This is a genomic window from Diaphorobacter sp. JS3050 (genome assembly GCF_013154915.1).
GTDB classification, from domain to species: domain Bacteria; phylum Pseudomonadota; class Gammaproteobacteria; order Burkholderiales; family Burkholderiaceae_C; genus Diaphorobacter; species Diaphorobacter nitroreducens.
The window spans coordinates 3,478,831-3,499,167 of the sequence record NZ_CP053553.1 but is presented as its reverse complement, the minus strand read 5'-3'; the positions used below and the strand labels follow the sequence as shown (position 1 = coordinate 3,499,167).

At 68.4% G+C, this 20,337-nt stretch carries 17 protein-coding genes, 1 other RNA gene and 1 pseudogene; 6 read left to right on the top strand and 13 right to left on the bottom strand.

Annotated features, from left to right (window positions below; genetic code table 11):
* Positions 1 to 2 precede the first annotated feature (2 nt).
* The 3 genes from clsB to cysK form a co-directional block, all read right to left on the bottom strand.
* Positions 3 to 1,220 carry a cardiolipin synthase ClsB gene (clsB, locus tag HND92_RS16695; protein ID WP_172208592.1) on the bottom strand — a complete coding sequence of 406 codons (1,218 nt, stop codon included), beginning with the start codon at positions 1,218 to 1,220 and terminating at the stop codon, positions 3 to 5.
* Positions 1,220 to 1,990: an endonuclease/exonuclease/phosphatase family protein gene (locus tag HND92_RS16690; protein ID WP_172208590.1), complete on the bottom strand. Its 771-nt coding sequence runs from the start codon at positions 1,988 to 1,990 to the stop codon at positions 1,220 to 1,222. The genes clsB and HND92_RS16690 overlap by 1 nt, the downstream gene beginning before the upstream one ends.
* 205 nt (positions 1,991 to 2,195) lie before the next feature.
* Positions 2,196 to 3,113: a cysteine synthase A gene (gene cysK / locus HND92_RS16685; RefSeq protein ID WP_011806815.1), complete on the bottom strand. Its 918-nt coding sequence runs from the start codon at positions 3,111 to 3,113 to the stop codon at positions 2,196 to 2,198.
* Between the two features lie 243 nt (positions 3,114 to 3,356).
* Between cysK and HND92_RS16680 the strand changes: the two genes are divergently transcribed.
* Both HND92_RS16680 and rnpB read left to right on the top strand, forming a co-directional pair.
* Positions 3,357 to 3,527: a hypothetical protein gene (locus HND92_RS16680; RefSeq protein WP_015914283.1), complete on the top strand. Its 171-nt coding sequence runs from the start codon at positions 3,357 to 3,359 to the stop codon at positions 3,525 to 3,527.
* A 49-nt stretch (positions 3,528 to 3,576) separates the two neighbouring features.
* An RNA gene (gene rnpB, locus HND92_RS16675) (RNase P RNA component class A) lies at positions 3,577 to 3,918 on the top strand.
* 65 nt (positions 3,919 to 3,983) lie between these two features.
* Here the strand turns inward: rnpB and HND92_RS16670 are convergent.
* The 4 genes from HND92_RS16670 to HND92_RS16655 form a co-directional block, all read right to left on the bottom strand.
* Positions 3,984 to 5,108, bottom strand: a complete 1,125-nt coding sequence (locus HND92_RS16670) for a M48 family metallopeptidase (protein WP_172208588.1) — start codon at positions 5,106 to 5,108, stop codon at positions 3,984 to 3,986.
* A gap of 58 nt (positions 5,109 to 5,166) precedes the next feature.
* Positions 5,167 to 6,426, bottom strand: a complete 1,260-nt coding sequence (locus HND92_RS16665; protein ID WP_047349375.1) for a YjgN family protein — start codon at positions 6,424 to 6,426, stop codon at positions 5,167 to 5,169.
* Positions 6,427 to 6,892: 466 nt separating this feature from the next.
* Entirely contained in the window at positions 6,893 to 7,693 is an 801-nt protein-coding gene (locus HND92_RS16660; protein WP_172208586.1) for an HpcH/HpaI aldolase/citrate lyase family protein, read from the bottom strand.
* A 20-nt stretch (positions 7,694 to 7,713) separates the two neighbouring features.
* Positions 7,714 to 8,562, bottom strand: a complete 849-nt coding sequence (locus HND92_RS16655) for a 3-hydroxybutyryl-CoA dehydrogenase (protein ID WP_172208584.1) — start codon at positions 8,560 to 8,562, stop codon at positions 7,714 to 7,716.
* Positions 8,563 to 8,674: 112 nt separating this feature from the next.
* Here HND92_RS16655 and HND92_RS16650 point away from each other — a divergent pair, with 112 nt between their 5' ends.
* From HND92_RS16650 to HND92_RS16640, 3 genes are all read left to right on the top strand, one after another.
* Positions 8,675 to 10,270: a GMC family oxidoreductase gene (locus HND92_RS16650; RefSeq protein WP_172208582.1), complete on the top strand. Its 1,596-nt coding sequence runs from the start codon at positions 8,675 to 8,677 to the stop codon at positions 10,268 to 10,270.
* Between the two features lie 175 nt (positions 10,271 to 10,445).
* Positions 10,446 to 11,165, top strand: a complete 720-nt coding sequence (locus HND92_RS16645; protein ID WP_172208580.1) for a hypothetical protein — start codon at positions 10,446 to 10,448, stop codon at positions 11,163 to 11,165.
* Positions 11,162 to 11,593 carry a hypothetical protein gene (locus tag HND92_RS16640; RefSeq protein WP_011806807.1) on the top strand — a complete coding sequence of 144 codons (432 nt, stop codon included), beginning with the start codon at positions 11,162 to 11,164 and terminating at the stop codon, positions 11,591 to 11,593. The genes HND92_RS16645 and HND92_RS16640 overlap by 4 nt, the downstream gene beginning before the upstream one ends.
* 20 nt (positions 11,594 to 11,613) lie before the next feature.
* On the opposite strand, the pseudogene HND92_RS16635 reads toward HND92_RS16640, so the two are convergent.
* The 4 genes and pseudogenes from HND92_RS16635 to HND92_RS16620 form a co-directional block, all read right to left on the bottom strand.
* Positions 11,614 to 12,959, bottom strand: a pseudogene (locus HND92_RS16635) (GAF domain-containing protein).
* Entirely contained in the window at positions 12,956 to 13,225 is a 270-nt protein-coding gene (locus HND92_RS19425) for a hypothetical protein (protein ID WP_246867541.1), read from the bottom strand. The pseudogene HND92_RS16635 and the gene HND92_RS19425 overlap by 4 nt, the downstream one beginning before the upstream one ends.
* A 227-nt stretch (positions 13,226 to 13,452) precedes the next feature.
* Positions 13,453 to 14,262, bottom strand: coding sequence for an ABC transporter permease (locus HND92_RS16625; RefSeq protein WP_011806805.1), 810 nt, complete (start codon positions 14,260 to 14,262; stop codon positions 13,453 to 13,455).
* Position 14,263: 1 nt separating this feature from the next.
* Positions 14,264 to 15,205 carry an ATP-binding cassette domain-containing protein gene (locus tag HND92_RS16620; RefSeq protein WP_172208578.1) on the bottom strand — a complete coding sequence of 314 codons (942 nt, stop codon included), beginning with the start codon at positions 15,203 to 15,205 and terminating at the stop codon, positions 14,264 to 14,266.
* A 178-nt stretch (positions 15,206 to 15,383) separates the two neighbouring features.
* Here HND92_RS16620 and HND92_RS16615 point away from each other — a divergent pair, with 178 nt between their 5' ends.
* A complete protein-coding gene (locus tag HND92_RS16615) occupies positions 15,384 to 16,634 on the top strand; it encodes a DUF4010 domain-containing protein (RefSeq protein WP_253940059.1) in 1,251 nt (416 codons plus the stop codon).
* Between the two features lie 72 nt (positions 16,635 to 16,706).
* On the opposite strand, the gene HND92_RS16610 is transcribed toward HND92_RS16615, so the two are convergent.
* Positions 16,707 to 18,188 carry an AMP nucleosidase gene (locus HND92_RS16610; RefSeq protein WP_012655520.1) on the bottom strand — a complete coding sequence of 494 codons (1,482 nt, stop codon included), beginning with the start codon at positions 18,186 to 18,188 and terminating at the stop codon, positions 16,707 to 16,709.
* 61 nt (positions 18,189 to 18,249) lie between these two features.
* Positions 18,250 to 20,241 carry a bifunctional diguanylate cyclase/phosphodiesterase gene (locus HND92_RS16605; protein WP_253940156.1) on the bottom strand — a complete coding sequence of 664 codons (1,992 nt, stop codon included), beginning with the start codon at positions 20,239 to 20,241 and terminating at the stop codon, positions 18,250 to 18,252.
* Between the last annotated feature and the right edge of the window lie 96 nt (positions 20,242 to 20,337).

The following is a 20,337-nucleotide window of genomic DNA, read 5'->3' as shown; positions in this document are numbered from 1 at the left end:
CCTCAGGACGCGCGCGCAGTTTGGTCAGCGGGCGGCTCGGCCTGCATGACGGCGATGGCGGGCTCGTGTCGCGGCAGCCAGCCCGCCCAGGCGGGAAACCAGCGCATGAGGTGGTACACGCAGTAGCCGCGCAGCAGGCGCAGTGCCTCCCAGGCGCCGCGCGGAGCGGGCTCCACCTGGCGGCAGTGCCGCTGCATCAGGCGCGACAGGCGCTGATACAGCAGCGCATTGAAGGAGGCATCGCGGATGACGACGTTCGCCTCCAGGTTGAGCGACAGGCTGAGGGGGTCGAGGTTGCTGGAGCCCACGGTGGACCACTCGCGGTCCACCAGCGCCACCTTGCCGTGCAGCGGGCGCTCGCAGTACTCGTAGATGCGCACCCCCGCGCGCAGCAGGTGGTCGTACAGCAGCCCGGCCGCGGTCTTCACGATGGGCATGTCGGGTTCGCCCTGCAGGATCAGGCGCACGTCCACCCCGCGTCGCGCGGCGCGGCGCAGCTCGCGCACCAGCCGGTAGCCGGGGAAGAAATACGCGTTGGCGATCACCACGCGCTCGCGCGCGGCCCGCAGGGCGATACGGTAGTGGCGCTCGATGTCGTTGGTATGCCGGTGGTTGTCGCGCGTGACGAACATGGCGTGGGCCGAGCCCGCCGCGGGCAGCTGCGGCAGCGGCTCGTGGCGGTGGGTGCGCTGGACAGATGGGGGCAGGACCGCCGTGCGGGTGAAGCGGTGCATGTGCGCCACGATGGGGCCATGCACCTCGACGGCATAGTCTTGCTTGGCCTGCGGGCCGAAGTCCGCCACATGGTCCGCCGAGTAGTTGATGCCGCCGATGAAGCCCAGCGTGCCGTCCACCACCACAATCTTGCGGTGCATGCGCCGCAGCAGGTTCAGGCGCTGGCCGAAGAGGCGCCGCCCTGGGTCGAACACACGAAAACGCACGCCCGCCTGCACCAGGCTGTCGACAAAATGATCAGGCAGGTCGGGCGAGCCAAAGCCGTCCACCAGCAGGTGCACCGACACGCCGCGCCGCGCCGCCTGCAGCAGCGCCGCGTGCAGCCCCTGGCCGATGTGGTCGTCGAACAGGATGAAGGTCTCCACCATCACCTCGCGCTGCGCCTGGGCAATGGCCTCGAACACGCGCGGGAAGAACTCCTCGCCGTTCTCCAGCAGGCGAAAGTGGTTGCCGGGTATCCAGCGCGAGGACGGTCGCGGGCGCATCACAGGAGGATCTCCGCGGCCAGCGGCGCATGGTCCGACAGGCGGTTCCAGGGCCTGCGCGGCAGGCTCATCGGCGTGTGCACCGAGGTGCCGCGCACATAGATGCGGTCCAGCGGCAGCAGCGGCAGCGATGCGGGAAAGGTGCGCACGGCACGCCCGCAGGCTTGCACGAACACTTCATGCAGGCCGGCTTCGCGCTGCAGCACGTCGTGCGCGCGGCCGCGCCAGTCGTTGAAGTCACCCGCGACGATCACCGGGTCCTGCGCGGGAAAAGAATGCACCAGCGCGGACACGCGGCGCAACTGCTGCTGGCGGTGCGCCTCCTGCAGGCCCAGGTGCACGCAGATGGCATGGACCGGCCTTGAATGCTGGGGCGGCTGCAGCACGCAGTGCAGCATGCCGCGGCGTTCCGGGCCGCTGACCGAGATGTCGTGGTTCTCGTAGTGCACGATCGGGAACTTGGACAGCAACGCGTTGCCGTGGTGGCCATCGGTGTAGACCGCATTGCGGCCATAGGCGTACTGCGTCCAGATGGAGTCGGCCAGGAACTCGTAGTGCGGCTCCTGTGGGAAATTGGTCACGCGCCCCGCATGGCGCTGGTGCGTGCCCAGCACCTCCTGCAGGAACACGAGGTCGGCCGATACCTGGCGCACCGCCTCGCGCAACTCGTGCAACATGAAGCGGCGGTTGAAGGACGTGAACCCCTTGTGCACGTTCACGGTCAGCACCTTGAACACGACGGGGGAGGAAGAGGGCGGGTTCTGAGTCATGGGGGAATCCAATGCCGGCCCGCTGCCGGGGGGCGCACCGCAGCGCGGCAGCGGAGGGCGATGGGGCATTGTTTCCCTGGCGGCCGGCACGCGGCTGTAGGACGGTGGACCATGCCGGTGCGTGAACATGCCGCGTCGTTGCGTTGGCGGCAAGGCATAAAAAAGGCCCCTTGCGGGGCCTTGTCAAAAAGGTGCGCCAGGCGTGTCAGGCGGGCAGGAAACCCTCGACCGACAGATAGCGTTCGCCGGTGTCGTAGTTGAAGCCCAGCACCCGCGCGCCCGCGGGCAGCTCGGGCAGCTTCTGGGCAATGGCGGCCAGTGTGGCGCCGGAGGAAATGCCCACCAGCAGACCTTCCTCGCGCGCGGCGCGGCGGGCGTATTCACGCGCGGGCTCGGCCTCGACCTGGATCACGCCGTCCAGCAGGCTGGTGTCCATGATCTGCGGCACGAAGCCCGCGCCCAGGCCCTGGATGGGGTGCGGGCCGGGCTGGCCGCCCGACAGCACGGGCGATTGCGAAGGCTCCACCGCGAACACCTTGAGCTGCGGAAACTGCGCCTTGAGCACGCGCGCCACGCCCGTGATGTGCCCGCCCGTGCCCACACCGGTGACGAGTGCGTCCAGCCCGTCGGGGAAGTCGGCGGCGATTTCCTGCGCCGTGGTGCGCATGTGCACCTCGACGTTGGCCGGGTTTTCGAACTGTTGGGGCATCCAACTGCCGGGTGTCGCGGCCACCAGTTCCTGCGCGCGGGCGATGGCGCCTTTCATGCCCTTTTCCTTGGGCGTGAGGTCGAAGCGGGCGCCGTAGGCCAGCATCAGGCGGCGGCGTTCGATGGACATGCTGTCAGGCATCACCAGCACCAGCTGGTAGCCCTTGACGGCCGCTACCAGCGCCAAGCCAATGCCGGTGTTGCCCGAGGTGGGCTCGATGATGGTGCCGCCTGGCTGCAGAGCGCCACTGCGCTCGGCCGCCTCGACCATCGCCAGGGCGATGCGGTCCTTGATGGAACCGCCGGGGTTGGCGCGCTCGGACTTCACCCACACGTTGGCACCCGCGCCGAACAGGCGATTGATGCGCACATGGGGGGTGTTGCCGATGGTGTGCAGGATGTTGTCGACTCGCATGGTGTCTCCAGGGTAGAGGGTGGGAATCCGGCAAAGCGGGAGAGGCGTCCATTGTGGGGGAGTCGTTCAGCGGCGTCGCGATATGGATATTCCCGCTGTGGATATGGCGCCGGCGTGAATCGTCCGCCTGTGGGCCGGCTCGATTGATATGCATCAAGATTTGCCGGCGCGTGCGCGCCTGCCTGTGCCATCAGTAGGGTGTGTGCGCGACAATGGTCTCGTCTTCACTTTCCCTCCTGCGCCATGACCTTGCTGCACACCACCATGCTCATGCTCACCGCGAGCTGTGCGCTGATGCTGATCGGTTTCTCGGCGCGCGAGTCGCGCTGGGGCCCGGCGCTGATGATGGTGGGCATCGTGGGCGCGCTGCTGCTCATCGCCTACAACATCTTCCAGTTGTTGCCCGCGCATTGAGCGCGCCGGCCGCGCGCCGCAGCGGAGAAACGCGGATAATTGCGCCCGTGAAGCACGCCAGACCGCCGCTGGTGCAATCTGGGAAACCAGGCACTGGAGGAACGTCCGGACTGCACAGGACAGCGTAGCAGCTAACGGCTGCCCACCGTGAGGTGAGGATCAGAGCAACAGAGACGAGTCCCGGGGGAGTGCCTGCGAAGGCAGACCACTGGGGGTGAAACGGGCAATCTCTACGCGCAGCAATACCAAGTAGGCCAGCGTTGACGTGGTTCCGCGGAGCTGGCGGGTAGGTAGCACCGAGCCGTGGTGGTGACACCCGGCCCAGATTAATGGCGGTCACGCTGCGGGCAACCGCAGTGCACAGAATCCGGCTTATCGGCGCGCTTCACACTTTTATGCCAAAACAGCTGCCAGCCCTTGACAATCAAGCGCTGGCAGCTCTTTTTTCAGGAGCGCTCAGGAGCAATACGGCGCACGGCCGGCGCGCAGCGCGGTGGCGCGCTCCAGCGTGTCCGGATGGGTGCTCAGCAGCGTCCACAGGCCGTGGGATTGCGGCGGGTCCTCGGGCGTGGACGGGGCCTTGCCGGCCTGCGGGGAGGGGGTTGCGGAATCCTCGTCCCGCAGCATGGCCAACAGCAGGTCGCCCATCGGTGCGGTGGGCAGGCCGGCATGGCGCATCAGTGCGAGCGCATGGCAGTCGGCCTCGCGCTCATGGCTGCGGCTGTAGGCCAAGCCCGTGAGCAACGAACTGCCCGTGGCCACCAGGCCGGACACGTCACCCAGCGCCAGCCCCAGACCCACCTGCAGCACCCCCTGCTCGACGAGCATGCGCGTGGTATGCCGGTGGGCCACATGGCCGATCTCGTGTGCCAGCACGCCCACCAGCGCGTCGTCGTCCAGGCGTTGCGCGCGGGCGGTTTCCACCAGCGCATCGGTCATCACCACCGTGCCGCCGGGCAAGGCGAAGGCATTGGGCCCCAGGCCGGAGCGGAACGCGAGCGTGAAGTGCGGCGCGTAACCGCCATAGCGCTGCAGCGCCGCGGGCGAAGCGGCCAGCAGTGCATCGAAACGTGCGCGCAGCGCGGCTTGGCGCGCAGGTGTGAGCGTGGTGGGCTTGAGCGTGCCCGCGTCCATCTGCGCCAGCGCACTCTGGGCCAGCGCCACCTCCCAGGCCAGCGGCACATGGCGCGTGAGCTGCGCGGCCAGCCAGGGCGTGCCGTGGCGGTAGAACGCGAACAACCCGGCCACGGCCAGCACCAGGACGACGGCAAACACGCCCCAGCGCGTTTGCATGCGCTGCGCCAGCCCCGGCCGGTGGCCGGCCGCATCCAGCGCGGCCTGCCAGGCGGCGGGGTCGTCGATCTCCAGGCTGCCGTCGTCGCCCAGATCGGCCACGAGTTTTGGTTGCGGACGCCGGGCGTTCCAGGACTCGGGCCAGGTCACGTCTCGGTGGGCAAAGCGGCGCGGCGGCGCACCGGGCACATGCAGTTCCAGCGCGGGGCCGTCGGGCGCGGGCAGCAGCCGCACCTGCACCGCGCGCGGTCGGCTGCTGCGCCCGTCGAACCAATGGGCGAGCACCATGCCCGTCAATCGCGTCTCCGCGAGGGGGCGCCGGGCGAAGGTGTTTTGGGGCGGCCGGTCATCCGATCAGGTCCAGGCCCGCCGCGTCAGCCAGTGCGTCGCCGATGCCGCCCGGCTGCTGCCGGCCCAGGCGCCCCGCCACCTGGTCCACGCCGCCCTTGACATGGACGGTGACGGATTCGAGCTTCATGCGGTATTCGCTCACCATGGCGAATGGGCGGAAGAACCCCAGCGTCAGTACCGTGAGCAGCATGTTGCGCAGCCGCAGCAGCACATAGCCGCCCGTGCTGAGGTTGCACTTGAAGCGCGCGATGCGGCTCACACCGATGTTGCTCCAGGTCAGGCGAAACAGCGCGGCCTCGCGATAGGCGCGTGCCGGCGCGGTGGCCAGCATCATCGCCAGCAGCGCGCCCACGAAGGCCGCCATGATCAGCACGAAGATGCCCAGCCCCATCCCGCCCTTGCCCAGCTTGGACACGAGTCCGAGCGAGCCCGTGAAGAGGCCCGCGACCAGCGCGACGAGCACCAGCAGCGAGACGAGAAACACCGCCAGCGTGGCCAGCCACAGCTTCACGAAATCCATGTACACGGGCTTCCAGCGGCCGGCCTCGTTGCCGATGCGTGAGCGCAGCACCAGGAGGCTGCGGTAGTTGAACTCCAGCCGGATGATGCACAGCACCGTGAGCAGCAGGCCCAGCGCCACCAGACCTATCAGCGGCGCGGTGACCTCGGGCAGCTTGCGGCCGGTTTCTTCGTTCACCACCGCGGCCGGGGCCAGGGACTGCAGGCCCCAGAACACGCCCAGCCACACCAGTGCCAGAGCGAACACGGGCCAGCTGGCGGTGTAGACCTCGCGCCAGCTCGCCACGAACTGCAGACGCAGCCCGCGCCAGCGCGTGTTGGCCAGGCGAAAGCGCATGGCGCTGCCCCAGATCAGCGGCGACAGGGCCGCGCCGCCCAGGATGAAAAGGCCCACGGCCGTGTCCTGCCCCGTGTTGACGGCCAACTGGTAGGCGACCGTGAGCAGCAGCAGCACGACGAAGCCCACCACCATGCGCCGCTGCTGCGCGGTGAATTCCAGGGGGCTGCCTGCCACCAGCGTGTGGCCGTAGAAGTACTGAGCCGTACGCCGCCGCGCCCAGGGGGTGTACAGGCCCAGCGTCAGAATGCTCAGCAGTACGTTCACGATCCACACGCGGAAGTACTCGCCGCCGCTGCCCGTGAAGCGCATGGCGTGTGGCTCGATGTCTTGTGACTCGAAGGACGAGCGCAGCCCAGAGCGCGCCCGCGCGCGCTCGGACGATACCTGGACGTCCATGGTTTTTCCCTCTCTGGTGGTTGTTGGCGCGCAGTGTAGCGCAGCGCCCAGATGGAATTTTTCTAGACGTAGAAAGCTGGAACCGCCGCCATATCACCGCTGGCAGCTATAGCTAGGGCCTGTTCACACTATTTTTGCCAGATGCGTTGCGATCAAAAAGGGCCAGGCGCAAGGCGCCAAACGAAGCTGGGGTGCTACCCCAGCGAGGCTTGGCAACGCCGCGAATGGCCCTTTTTGATCGCAACCCGGAGGGAACGGAGTGAAAACCGCGCCACGCGTCGTTGCCCTCCTAGCCAAGGCCCCGGCCTTGGCGTCGTCACGCGCCTAGATTGGCGCGGTTTTCACGCCATTCGCACTGGCAAAAATAGTGTGAACAGGCCCTAATGTAGCGAGATTGACGACCGGGACACGCTGTGGCGGGCGGTTTGGTAGGCGGAAGCGCCGACCGCGCGGGCGGCGCTCGGGGTCAGTAGCTCGTGGCGACGGGCCCGCGTGCGCCTGGCCGGAAGCGCGCGGCCAGCCCGTCCGCGGCCTGGCGCAGCAGGAGCATGTCCATGCCCACGGCCACGAACTGCGCGCCCAGGGCCAGGCATTCGCGCGCCCGGGCTTCGTCCACCACGAGGATGCCCGGTGCCTTGCCGGCCGCGCGGATGCGGCGGATCGCGTCGTCGATCGCGGCGCGCACCGTGGGGTGGTTGGCCTCACCCGGGAAGCCCATGCTGGCGGACAGGTCGGCCGGGCCGATGAAGATGCCGTCCACGCCCTCCACCGCGGCGATGGCCTCAATATGCTCCAGCGCCTCGGCCGTCTCCACCTGCACCAGCAGGCAGAGCTCGTTCTCCGCATCGCGTACATAGGCCGCGTCGCGGCCGAAGTCCGAGGCGCGCATGGAGCCGCCCATGCCGCGGATGCCGCGCGGCGCGTAGCGCATGGCGGCCACGGCGGCGCGCGCCTCGTCCGCGTTCTGCACGAAGGGCAGCAGCAGCGTTTGCGCGCCGATGTCCAGGTAGCGCTTGATCAGTACCAGATCGTTCCAGGCCGGGCGCACCACGCCGTGCGTGTGGTTCCGGCAGCCGGCGGCCACAGCCTGCAGCTGCTGCACCATGAGCGGTACGTCGCTGGGCGTGTGTTCCGTGTCCAGCAGCACCCAGTCAAAGCCCGATCCCGCGATCAGCTCGGTGACCAGGGGCGATGGCAGGGTGGACCAGATGCCGATCTGCGCCTGACCGGCGGCCAGTGCGTGCTTGAAGGGGTTGCGAACGGGCATGGCAGGTGGTCTGGGTCAGGTCAGTACTGGTACACGCCGCGGCCGGTCTTGCGGCCCAGGCGGCCGGCGGCCACCATCTCCTTGAGCAGCGGGCAGGGGCGGTACTTGCTGTCGCCGAACTCGGTCAGGTACACATCCATCACGGCCAGGCACACGTCCAGGCCGATCATGTCGGCCAGCGCCAGCGGGCCGATGGGCTGGTTGCAGCCGAGCTTCATGCCGGCGTCGATGTCCTCGGGCGTTGCCAGGCCCTCTGCCAGCACGAAGAAGGCCTCGTTGATCATGGGCACCAGGATGCGGTTGACCACGAAGCCGGGGGCGTTCTTCACGGTGATAGGCGACTTGCCCAGGCGCTCGGAGAGCTGCTTCACCGTGTCGTGCGTGGCGTCGGAAGTCTGCAGGCCGCGAATGATCTCCACCAGCGCCATCATCGGCACGGGGTTGAAGAAATGCATGCCGATGAACCGGTCGGCGCGCGACGTGGCGGCCGCCAGCTTGGTGATGGAGATCGAAGAGGTGTTGGACGCAATGATCACTTCGGGCGCCACCAGCGCGTCCACCTGCTTGAGGATCTTGAGCTTGAGTTCGTAGTTCTCGGTGGCAGCCTCGATCACGATCTGGGCGGCCTTCAGGTCGTCGTAGTTGGTGGAGGTTTGGATGCGCGCGAGGGCGGCGCTCTTGTCGGCTTCGGCGATCTTTTCTTTCTTGATCAGGCGGTCCAGGCTGCCCGCCACGGTGGCCACGCCCTTTTGCACGGCGGCGTCGGAGATGTCCACCATCACCACATTGATGCCCGACACAGCGCATGCCTGGGCAATGCCGTTGCCCATGGTGCCCGCGCCGATGATGCCGACGGTCGAAATCGTCATATAAATGTCCCTTGAAAGTGTAGTGGTGAGAAAAAAACGATGCCGTGATGGTATCGGCAATCGCGCGTCTGCTGCTGCGTTGCAGCATCGCCATACAACGAGGGGACACTGCATGCGTGAGTTCGACTATGTCGTGATCGGGGGCGGCTCGGCGGGCTGCGTGCTGGCGGGGCGGCTGAGCGAGGACCCCACGGTGCGCGTGTGCCTGCTGGAGGCGGGCGGCAGCGATGCCAGTGTGCTCATCCATTGCCCGGCGGGGCTGGCCGCCATGGCGCGCAGCGGCGCCTTCAACTGGGGGCTGCACACCACGCCGCAGGCGGGCCTGGGCGGGCGTCGGGGCTACCAGCCGCGCGGCAAGGTGCTGGGTGGTTCCAGCTCGGTCAACGCCATGATCTACGCGCGCGGCCACGCCAGCGACTACGACCACTGGGCTGCGGCCGGCAATGCAGGCTGGGGCTGGAACGACGTGCTGCCGTACTTCCTTCGGGCCGAGCACAACGAGCGCGGTGCAAGCGCCTGGCACGGCACGGACGGGCCGCTGAATGTGGCGGACCTGCAGTCGCCGCAGCGTGCCAGCCGCGCCTTCGTCGAAGCCGGCGTGCAGGCTGGTCATCCACGCAATGACGACTTCAACGGCGCGCAACTGGAGGGCGTGGGTCTCTACCAGGTCACGCACCGGGCGGGCGAACGCTTCAGCGTGGCCAAGGCCTACCTCACGCCCCACCTGGGCCGGACCAATCTGCAGGTCGTGACCGGCGCGCAGGCCACGCGCATCCTGTTTGAGGGCCGGCGCGCCACGGGCGTGGAATACCGCCGAGGCGGCCAGACGCAGCAGGTGCGCGCCACGCGTGAGGTGCTGCTGTCGGCGGGGGCGCTGCTGTCGCCGCAATTGCTCATGCTCTCGGGTGTGGGGCCGGGCGCGCAGTTGCAGAGCCACGGCATTGGCGTGGTGCACGATCTGCCGGGCGTGGGCGCGCATCTGCACGACCATCCCGACGTGGTGCAGGTGATGGACGCACCGCGGTTGACGGACCTCTTCGGCCTGTCGCTGCCCGGGGCGCTGAACGTGTTGCGCGGCGTGCGGGAGTGGCGTGCGCACCGCAGCGGCATGCTGACCACCAACTTCGCCGAGGCTGGAGGCTTCATCAAGAGTCGCCCCGAGGAGCCATTGCCCGACCTGCAGCTGCACTTCGTGGTCGGCAAGCTGCTGGACCACGGCCGGCAGGCCACATGGGGCCATGGCTATTCCTGCCATGTATGCCTGCTGCAGCCCCGAAGCCGCGGCCGGGTGACGCTGGCCAGCGCCGACCCGGCGGCCGCTCCGCTGGTGGACCCGGCATTCTTCAGTGATCCCGACGACATGCAGCGCCTGGTGCGCGGCGTGCGGCGCATGCGCGAGATCCTGGCGCAGCCCGCCCTGGCCAGCCTGGGCGCGCGTGAGCTGTCCCATTCGTCCCGTGCGCAAAGCGATGCACAGATCGAGCAGTTCATCCGCGACTGGGCCGACACCATCTACCACCCCGTGGGCACGTGCCGCATGGGCTGCGGTCCGCTGGACGTGGTGGATGCCCAACTGCGTGTGCATGGCCTGCAGGCTCTGCGTGTGGTGGACGCATCCATCATGCCGCGCATTGTGAGCGGCAACACGAATGCACCCACGGTGATGATTGCCGAGCGCGCGGTGGACTTGCTGCGCCAGGCTGCATGACGCGCTCCGGTTCGCCAGTGCGCGCTTAAGAAATTTTGAGGGTTCGCATAAGCGTTTTCTAGCAGCACGCGCGCTGCACCGTTCCTAGACTGCACAGCACCTGTGAGACACACGATGTGCCGCATGGGAAGGCGAGGCTCCCAAGCCGCAACACCCACAAGAACCGGAACCGACAATGCAGTTCAACCCTCAGGAAATCACCGCGCTCGCGCAGGCCGACGCCGCCGCACCGCGCATGGACCTCTATGCCTTCATCCACAAGGCCTTGCGCGCCTATATGGTCGACACACTCGTGGGCCTGGGTCGCGTGGACGCCGAGGACGACCTCGAACTGTCCCAGGCCGGCGCACGCGTGCTGCAGCTGCTGAGCTTTTGCCGCGCGCACCTGTACCACGAGAACACCTACGTGCATCCCGCCATGGAGCGCCATGCACCTGGCAGCGCCGCCGCGGTTGAGCAGGAACATGATGGTCATGGACAGGCGATTGCGGCGCTGGCGGATGCGGCGCAGCAGCTCATGCAATGCCCGCGCGAGCGGCGAGCGCGCGTGGCTCATGCGCTGTACCAGCAGCTGGCGCTGTTCGTGGCGCACAACTTCGAGTACATGCAGTTGGAGGAGACGGCGCACAACGCGGTGCTCTGGGCGCATTACAGCGACGCGGAACTGGCTGCCATCGAGGGTGCGCTGGTCGCGTCGATACCGCCGGACGAGATGCTCGTCACGCTGCGCTGGATGCTGCCCAGCATGACCCCGAGCGAGCGGGCCATGGTGCTCGGTGACATGCGGCGCAATGCGCCTTCCGGCATCTTTGACACGGCATTGAGTGTCATGCGTCCGCACCTGTCGGATGGCCAGTGGGGCAAGCTGGCACATGCTTTGGAGCTGGCGCGATGAGCCATGGGTTGCTGCGCCATACCCTGGCTGCATTCTGGCTTTGCATGGCCAGCGCGAGTGCCCTGGCTGCGGGCCCCCCGCCCCCCGAACGCTTTCGGCTCACGCCCCAATTGCTGGAGCGCATGGAGGCACCGCAGGCTGCGTCGCCAGAAGCCGCACGTCCCTGCGACGACGACGAGCCGGACGCGCAGTCCGTTCAGGAGCTGGCGCGTCAGCTGGATGCGGATCCGCGCATCCGTGCCTTGCTGGCCCGCCACCGGGTTAGCAGCATCGAGTACGCCACGGCGGTGTATGCCGCACTGCACGCGGGCATGTTCCTCGCCATGGAATCGCTGGCTGACAAGGCTTCGCGCACCAGCGCGCTGGCATCCTTCACCCCAGAGCAGCGCGCCAACATCGAGTTGCTGCGCCGGCGCCCAATCAAGTGAGCGCCGCGGCGGCGCGACCTTCAACCGCCGGCCATCTCTTCCAACTGCACAGGTGCGTCCAGCCGCAGCCGCAGTCGCCCACGGCCGGTCTTGTCGATATGGATGCCGGTGTCGCTTTCCTGCAGCCGGCGCTGCAGCAACAGCAGGCGCGCCTCCAGGTTGTCGGCCACGCCTGGCAGGCGCAGGCTGGGGTCCAGACGCAGTTCACGGTTGCTGAAGTCCTGCCGTCCGGTGCGCTCATGGTCGCGCAGCAGCTTCCACAGGATCGCGCCCGCCACGCCCTTGATAAGGTAGGTGTCATTGACGAACACGCTGTCGTTCACCGCGAAATGCCGCACCCGCACGGGCGCCCCCTGCGGCGCCGGCGCGGGCGCTGGTTCTTGCGATGCCTCCGTGGCTTCGTCGGCCGACTGCAGCAGGTCGATCGCGGCGGCCAGCTGTCCTGCCAGCGCCACCAGCGCATCTTCCTCGGGGTAGCGGAACTGCAGTCCAGCGGGCTTTCCACGAACAGCACCCCCAGGGTGCGGCCGCAGCTCAACAGGGGCACGGCCAGCTGGCTGTGCGGCGCGGGCAGGCCCGGGTAGGGGATCTCGTGCGCGGGCGCGCTCTGTCCCAGGCTGCTGCGCATGGCATGGCTGTACAGCGCGGCATGGGTCATGTGGCTGATGCGTACCGGCGTGGCTTCGCGCGCGGCCACGCCTATCACGCCCTGGCCCAGCTTGATCTCCGAGCCCACGCCCGAATGTGTGTAGCCATGGCTTGCCACGGTGTACAGGTGGCCCGCTTGCGCATCCAGCATGAGCACCATCGCATGCTGCACGTGCAGATGCTCGTGTAGGCCCGCCAGCAGTGTCTGTAGCAGCTCGTCGAGCGTGGTGCAGCGCGCCAGGCGCTGGCTGCACAGGCGCACGGCGCCCAGCAGATCGGCGCGTGGCAGTTGCGCGGGGCTGGGTGCCAGTCCTTCTCCGGGCACGGGTTCGATGCGCTCGAAGGCGTAGCCATCCGATCCCTTGAGTTCGAAGACGCCCGCCATGCCGTTGTGCGAGGCGATGCCCGCCAGCTGCGCGCGCATGCGCTCGAACAGTGCGCCTTCCGCCTCCGTGCGCAAGAAGCGCAGGTGCAGGCGAAAGCAGCGCGCTGTCACGGGGTCCAGCACCAGCACGCTGGCATAGGGGTTGGCGAGGATGTTGGCGCGCGTCTTGTTGAAGAACTGGAACGACAGGGCCACATGCTGCTCATCGACGTAGACCACCTGTGAGATGTAGGCCACGTTGGGCGTGCCGTCGGGGGCGCAGGTGGCCATGATGGCAGGAATCGCGCCCTCCAGGCAGGCGCGGATGGAGCGCAGGGTGGGCGGCACGTTCACGGCTGGCGCTCCTTGCGCAACGGTTCGCCGGCATGCGGGCCGGGGGTCTGGTCGAACGCGGCTTCGGGTGAAAACTCCACTGCCACCAGATCGTCCCGTGGTGCATTCAGCATGGCCGCGGTGTACTGCGGGCCATAGCCCACCTGGGCCACGGCATGCTGCATGGCGGACAGGTAGCTTTGCAGCGCGGGCTCGTCGGCCGGCAGCACGGCACGTTGCACGGCGGCGGTGGCCTTGACCTGCACCGTGCGGTGCGAGGGGGGCACTGAAGACCACGGCAATGTGGCCGGTGGTGGCAATGTCGGCCAGAAGCTGTCGTGACTGGCTTCGCCGCAGGAAGACCGTGATGCGCTGGCCGTTGGTGCTGATGCGCGCGTCTACCGCGTCACGCTGGGACGCAACTGCGCGTCGCGCGAGGCCACGATGGTGGAGACGCCCCGGTCCACCAGGGCGATGTATTCGGCGCTCAGAAGCGTAGGCATGCGTGAAAGGCTCAGGCGCGAAAGCGCTTGCGGGTGAGCGCCAGGGCCACCCAGTACGCGGCCACGGTGGTCACGGCGATCACCAGGCCGTGGCGCAGCGGGTGCTGCGGCCACTGGTCCATGAAGAGGGGGCGCACCAGCTCCACGGCATTGGTGAGCGGCAGCCAGTCCGAGGCGAGGCGTATGGCCGTGGGCAGCTGCTCGCGCGGGAAGAAAACACCCGACAGGAACATCATGGGCGTGAGCACCAGCGTGAAGTAGTAGGTGAAGAAGTCATAGCCCTTGGCCAGCGCATTGAAGATGAGCGCGATGCTGGAAAACATGATGCCCACGCACAGCAGCACCGGCCAGGCCACGATCAGCTTGGGGCTGTAGCTGATGCCCAGCGCGAGCATCACCCCCAGGATGGCGGTGGTGGTGAACAGCGCCTTGAATGCGGCCCACAGCATCTCGGCCAGCAGCACGCTGTCCAGACTGATGGGGGCGTTCATGATGCCGTCCCAGGTCTTTTGCACATGCATGCGCGAGAAGGCCGAGTACAGCGCTTCGAAGCTGGCCGCATTCATGGCGCTCATGCAGATCGACCCGCTGGCCAGGAACAGGATGTAGGGCACGTTCTGCCCGCCCACCTGCACCTGTCCCACCAGCGCACCCATGCCGTAGCCGAAGGCCACCAGCCACATCAGCGGCTCGGCGATGTTGCCCAGCAGGCTGGGCACCGCCAGCTTGCGCCACACCAGCAGGTTGCGCAGAAACACGGGCCACCAGCGCATCGACAGGTCGGGCGCGCGCCAGGGGCTGGGCGTGGTGGGCGTGGGCATGTCAGCCTTCCTCGCGGATTTGACGTCCGGTGAGCTTGAGGAACAGGTCCTCCAGGTTCGCGGGCCGGTGCAGGGTGCGCAGGCTGCCGTGGGCCGACAGCGCCTGCAGCAGCGGGCGGGCGTCCTTCGTGTAGAAGAACACGGTCTCGCCGCTGACTTCCACACGCCGCGCCAGCGGACGCAACTGCGCATCCTGCGCCAGGGCCAGCGCGCCGGGGCCGTAGGCCTCGACCACGTCGGGCTCCAGGTGCTCGGCGATCAGCACGCGCGGCGTGCCTTCGGCGATCTTGCGGCCATGGTCCAGCACCAGCAGGCGCGAGCACAGGCGCTCGGCCTCATCCATGAAGTGCGTCGTCAGCAGGATGGCCTTGCCGCCCTGCAGCAGCTGCTGCAGCCGCTCCCACATCAGGTGGCGTGCCTGCGGGTCCAGGCCGGTGGTGGGCTCGTCCAGCAACAGCAGGCGCGGGTCATTGACCAGGGCGCGCGCCAGCGACAGGCGCCGGCGCATGCCCCCCGACAGTTCGCCCGGCCGCGCGTCGGCCTTGGCCGTGAGCGCGGCGAACTCCAGCAGCGGCGCGATGCGCTGTGCCATGGCCGCGCCCTTCAGGCCGAAGTAGCGGCCGAACACGCGCAGGTTTTCGGCGCAGCTGAAGTCCGGGTCCAGGCTGTCGAACTGCGTGACCACGCCCAGTTGGGCCTTGATAGCCAGCGCGTCCTGCGGCATGGCGAGCGGCGCAGCGCCGCCGCCAGGGTGAAAGTGCACGCTGCCCTCGTCGGGCGCCGTGAGGCCCAGGCACATGCGCAGGGTGGTGGTCTTGCCCGCGCCGTTGGGGCCGATCACGCCCAGGCACTCCCCCGGCGCGATGGCGAACGACAGCCCATCCACCACGGTGGCGGTGCCATAGCGCTTGCGCAGGTCGCGGGCTTCCAGAAGCACTTGCATGGCGCGATTGTGGGGGGAAGACCGCGCCATTGCAGAGGTTTATGAGAAAAATGGCGCTGGCGCTTTATTGATAAGCGCTGATAGCTATCAAAACCAGAGTGTTCTGAGAGCGGGGCGCCCTTTGGATGCCCGCTTTCCATGGTCCAATCGTCAAAGCCAACCAACCACGATGGACACCATGGACACAACCGGCTTCCAGGACACGCTGGCCGTTCTGGCGGGCGCCCTGGGCAGCGGCCTGCTGATGGGGATCGAGCGCGAACGGCGCAAGGGCCAGGGCCCGTTGCGCGCGCTCGCGGGCGTGCGCTCGTTCACGCTGGCGGCGGTGTCGGGTGCGACGGCGGCGCTGCTGGGCAGCGAGGCGCTGGTGGCGGTGGGCGCGGTGTTCATTGCGCTGCTGGGCGTGGTGGCCTATGCGCGCGACCGCTCCGAAGACCCCGGCGTGACCACCGAGATCGCGCTGCTGCTGGCCTACCTGATCGGCGTGCTGTGCACGCAGAGCCTGCCCGTGGCGGCAGGGCTGGCCGTCGCCGTGACCAGCCTGCTGGCGGCGCGTGAGGCGCTGCACGAGTTTTCGCGCGAGTGGCTGCGCCAGGGCGAGGTGCGGGGCGGGCTGATCCTGGCTGCGCTGGCGCTGCTGGTATTGCCGCTGGCGCCCAACCAGCCCCTGTGGGGGGAGGCGCTGAACCCCCAGGTGCTGGTGCGCCTGGTGGTGGTGCTGCTGGTGATCCAGGCGCTGGCGCATCTGGCGCGCCGGCTCATGGACGCACGCCGCGCGAACGCCCTGTCGGCGCTGGCCTCGGGTTTCATCTCCAGCACCGCCACCATCGCCAGCCTGGGCGTGGCCGTGCGCGAGGGGCGCGAGCCCGTGCGCGCGCAGGGGGGCGCGGCCGTGCTGTCGTGCGTGGCGACCATGGTGCAGATCCTGGTGGTGGCGGCCACCGTGCAGCCCCAGTGGCTGGTGCGGCTGTGGGCGCCGGCACTGGCGGGCGGGGTGGTGGCGCTGGTCTGGGGGTGGGCACTGTTGCGCAGCATGCCCGCGGGTGAGGCGCCGGTCCCGGCGGACGTGGACGGCACGGCGCTGTTCAAGCTGCGCGACGCGCTGCTGATCGCCGCGCTGCTCACGGCTGTGCAGGTGCTGGTGCAGGCACTGCGCGGCTGGTGGGGCGACGCGGGCCTGCTGGCCGGCGCCCTGGTGGCGGCGCTGGCCGACGTCCATGCGGCCGCCGCGGCCATCATGTCGCAGGGCCGGCCGCTGGACCCCGTGGGGCCCAGCCTGGTGAGCGCGCTGGCGGCGGGGCTGAGCGTGCACGCCGTCAGCAAATGCGTGACGGCGCTGGTCAGCGGGGGCTGGCGTTATGCCGTGGCGGCCGGTGGCGGCGTGGTGCTGCACACGCTGGCCTTCGTCGCGGTGCTGGTGCTACTCTAAATTGATAAAAAACGGCTCAAACGCTTATGGGGTAAGCGCGAGAAGCTATCGATGAAGTAGCAATGGCTGCGGCTACTGGAACGCCACCTCGGCAAAGCTGCGCAGCTTGCGGCTGTGCAGCCGGTGCACTCCACCCGCGCGCAGGATGTCGATGGCGCGCATGCCGATGCGCAGATGCTGGTCCACGCGTTCGCGGTAGAAATGGTTGGCCATGCCGGGCAGCTTGATCTCGCCGTGCAGCGGCTTGTCGCTCACGCACAGCAGGGTGCCGTAGGGCACGCGAAAGCGAAAGCCGTTGGCGGCTATTGTTGCGCTTTCCATGTCCAGCGCCACTGCGCGGCTTTGGCTGAAGCGGCGCTGGGGCATGTTGTCGGGCAGCAGCTCCCAGTTGCGGTTGTCGGTGCTGGCCACGGTGCCGGTGCGCATGATGCGCTTGAGCTGGTCCTGCGGCATCTGCGTCACGTCGGCCACGGCCTGCTGCAGCGCCATCTGGATCTCGGCCAGCGCGGGGATGGGCACCCACAGCGGCAGCTCCTCGTCCAGCACATGGTCCTCGCGCACGTAGGCGTGGGCCAGCACGTAGTCGCCCAGCTGCTGGCTGTTGCGCAGGCCCGCGCAGTGGCCCAGCATCATCCAGGCGTGGGGGCGCAGCACGGCGATGTGGTCGGTGATGGTCTTGGCGTTGCTCGGGCCCACGCCGATGTTGACCATGGTGATGCCGCTGCGGTCCGCGCGCACGAGGTGGTAGGCGGGCATCTGCGGCAGGCGGGCCGGGGCCACGCCCAGGTCGTCGCCGACCTGCGCGGGCAGGCCCGTGCGGCGCGTGACCACGTTGCCCGGCTCAATGAAGGCGATGTACTCGCTGTCGGGCTTGGCCATCTCGGCATGGCCCAGGCGCACGAACTCGTCGATGTAGAACTGGTAATTGGTGAACAGCACGAAGTTCTGGAACCACTCGGGCTGCGTGCCGGTGTAGTGGCGCAGGCGGTGCAGCGAATAGTCCACGCGCGGCGCGGTAAACAGCGACAGCGGCTGCGCCTCGCCAGCGCGCGGCGACCAGGTGCCGTTGGCAATGCCGTCGTCCATGGCCTCCAGGTCGGGCAGGTCGAACACGTCGCGCATCAGCATGCGCCGCTCGGGGCTGAGCGTGCCTTCGATGTGGTCGTGCTCGGCGAACGAGAAGTGGATGGGGATGGGCTGATTGCTCACGCCCACTTCCAGCTCGACGTTGTGGCTGGCGCGCAACAGGCGTAGCTGCTCCGTGTAGTAGTCGGCGAACAGGTCAGGCCGCGTGAGCGTGGTCTCGTAGCGCCCCGGCCCCTCCACGAAGCCATAGGCCAGGTGCGTGGGCGCGCGCGCCACGGTGCTGGTCTGCACGCGCACGAAGGGATAGAACGCGCGCACGGGCGCGGCGGGCGTCTCTCCCGCCACGAAGCGCTGCATGGCGCTGCGCAGGTGGTCGATCTGCTGCTGGTAGATGCGCTGCACCTGGGCCAGTGCTTCGGTCTCGGTCGCGTGGAAGGTGGGATCGGGAAGTGCGGGGATCTGAGCCATGGTGCCTATTGTCCACGCCGCATGTGTCAGCGTGGGCACGGCGCCGGGCCAGGCCGGCCGCTCACTCGGCCTGGGCGCGCAGCCACTCGCGGGCGCGCTGCGCATCCATGGGCGGTGCGATGCCAAAGCCCTGCGCCAGTTCGCAGCCCAGGCGCTGCAGCAGCGCGAGCTGCTCCGCGGTCTCCACGCCTTCGGCCACGGGCTGCAGCTGCAGGCTGTGCGCGAGCTGGATGATGGCGGTGACGATGGCCACGTCTTCGCTGTCGGCAGGCGTGTCGGTGACGAAGGAGCGGTCCACCTTGATCTTGTCCAGCGGGTAGCGTTTGAGGTAGGCCAGCGACGAGTAGCCCGTGCCGAAGTCGTCCACCGTTACGGCAACGCCCAGGGCCTGCAGGGCCTGCAGGGTGGTGCGCGTGTGGTCGGCCTGCTGCATGAGGGCGGATTCGGTGATCTCCACCTCCAGGTACTGCGGTGCGAGCCCCGCGGACTGCAGCACCTGGGCGATCTCGCCCACCACGTCGCGCTGGCGGAACTCGATGGCCGAGAGGTTCACCGCCACCGGCACCCGGGGCAGCCCTTCGTCGTGCCATGCCTTGAGCTGACGACAGGCTTCGTGCAGCACCCAGCGGCCAATGGGCGTGATGAGCCCGCGCGATTCGGCGAGCGGAATGAACTCATCCGGCCCCACGAGGCCGCGCACCGGGTGTCGCCAACGCACCAGCGCCTCAAAGCCCACCAGCCGGCCGTCGGCCACCCGCACCTGGGGCTGGTAGTGCAGTGCGAAAGCCCCTTGGAACACCGCCTCGCGCAGCAGGTGCTCTTGCTGCAGCAGCTCCGTGGGTTGGCCTTCCATGCCCGGTTCATAGAACATGCGCGTGCCCCGCCCGCTTTCCTTGGTGTGGTGCATGGCCGCGTCGGCGCGGCGCAGCAGCTCGTCGGGGCTGTAGCCGTCGTCCGGAAAGACGCTGATGCCGATGGAAGGCGACAGCGACAGCGGCGTGCCCCCGATGGCGAACTCGGCGCGCACGCGCGCCAGCAGCGCATCGGCCACTTCGGCCGCTGCGGCGCGGTTGGCCAGGTCGGGCAGCAGCACGATGAATTGGTCGCCGCCCACACGCGCGACGAAGTCGGTGGCCTTCACTCCGTCCTGCAGGCGCCGCGCAATCTCGATCAGCAGCTGGTCGCCGGCCTGGTTTCCCAGCGACTCGTTGACTGTCTTGAAGTGGTCCAGGTCGATGAACAGCACGGCGGCGCGGGTCTGCCGCTCCTGCGCGGCACTCGCCATGCGTGCCAGCTGCATCATGAGGTGGCGCCGGTTGGGCAGTTGGGTCAGCGTGTCATGCAGCACCAGGAAGCGCGCCTGCTCCTGCGCCTGCTTGCGCGCCGTGATGTCGCGCACCACCACCACGCGGTAGTCACCCTCCTGCTGGGGCATGGTCTTGCCCACCACCTCGATCGGGATCACGCGGCCGTCCTTGTGGCGCATGGCGAGCTCGCAGGGCTTCTCGCTGCCGCGGCGCGTGTATTCCACGGCCAGCGCGCGGTACTCGGGCAGCGCGAAATCGAAGATGGACTGGCCTACGAGCTCGGCCAGCGAATAGCCAACCATGCGCTGCAGCGCTTCGTTGGCATCCAGAATGCGCCCGTCGCGGTGAAAGGCAAGTCCCTCCTCGGTAGCGATGGCGAACTTGCGCATGCGCTCCTCGCTCTGGCGCACGGCGCGCTCGGCCTCCCAGTGGTGGGTGATGTCGTTGATGAGCACGAATGCACCCACCATCGCGTTGCGTCCTTCGCGCACCCCGAAGTGCGGCTGCAGGCTGATCTCCAGCATATGCGCGCGCCCCTGCGGGCCGACGTATTCGCGGGTGTACTGAACGCTCTCCCCAGCCAGCGCGCGCTGCACGTAGGGCAGGATCTCCTGCCAGGCCTTTTCGCCGATCGCCTCGCGCACCGTCTTGCCGATGATGCTCTGCACCGTTTGCCCGCTGAAGGCGGCATAGCGCTGGTTGGCGAACACGCAGCGCAGGCTGGTCGATTCGTAATAGGCCAGCATGACGGGCACCGAGTCGGCGATGAGCCGCAGCAGCGCATCACTGGCGCGGGGGCCCAGGTCGGGCAGGGGGGGGAGGCAGGGGGGCGAGGGGAGGGC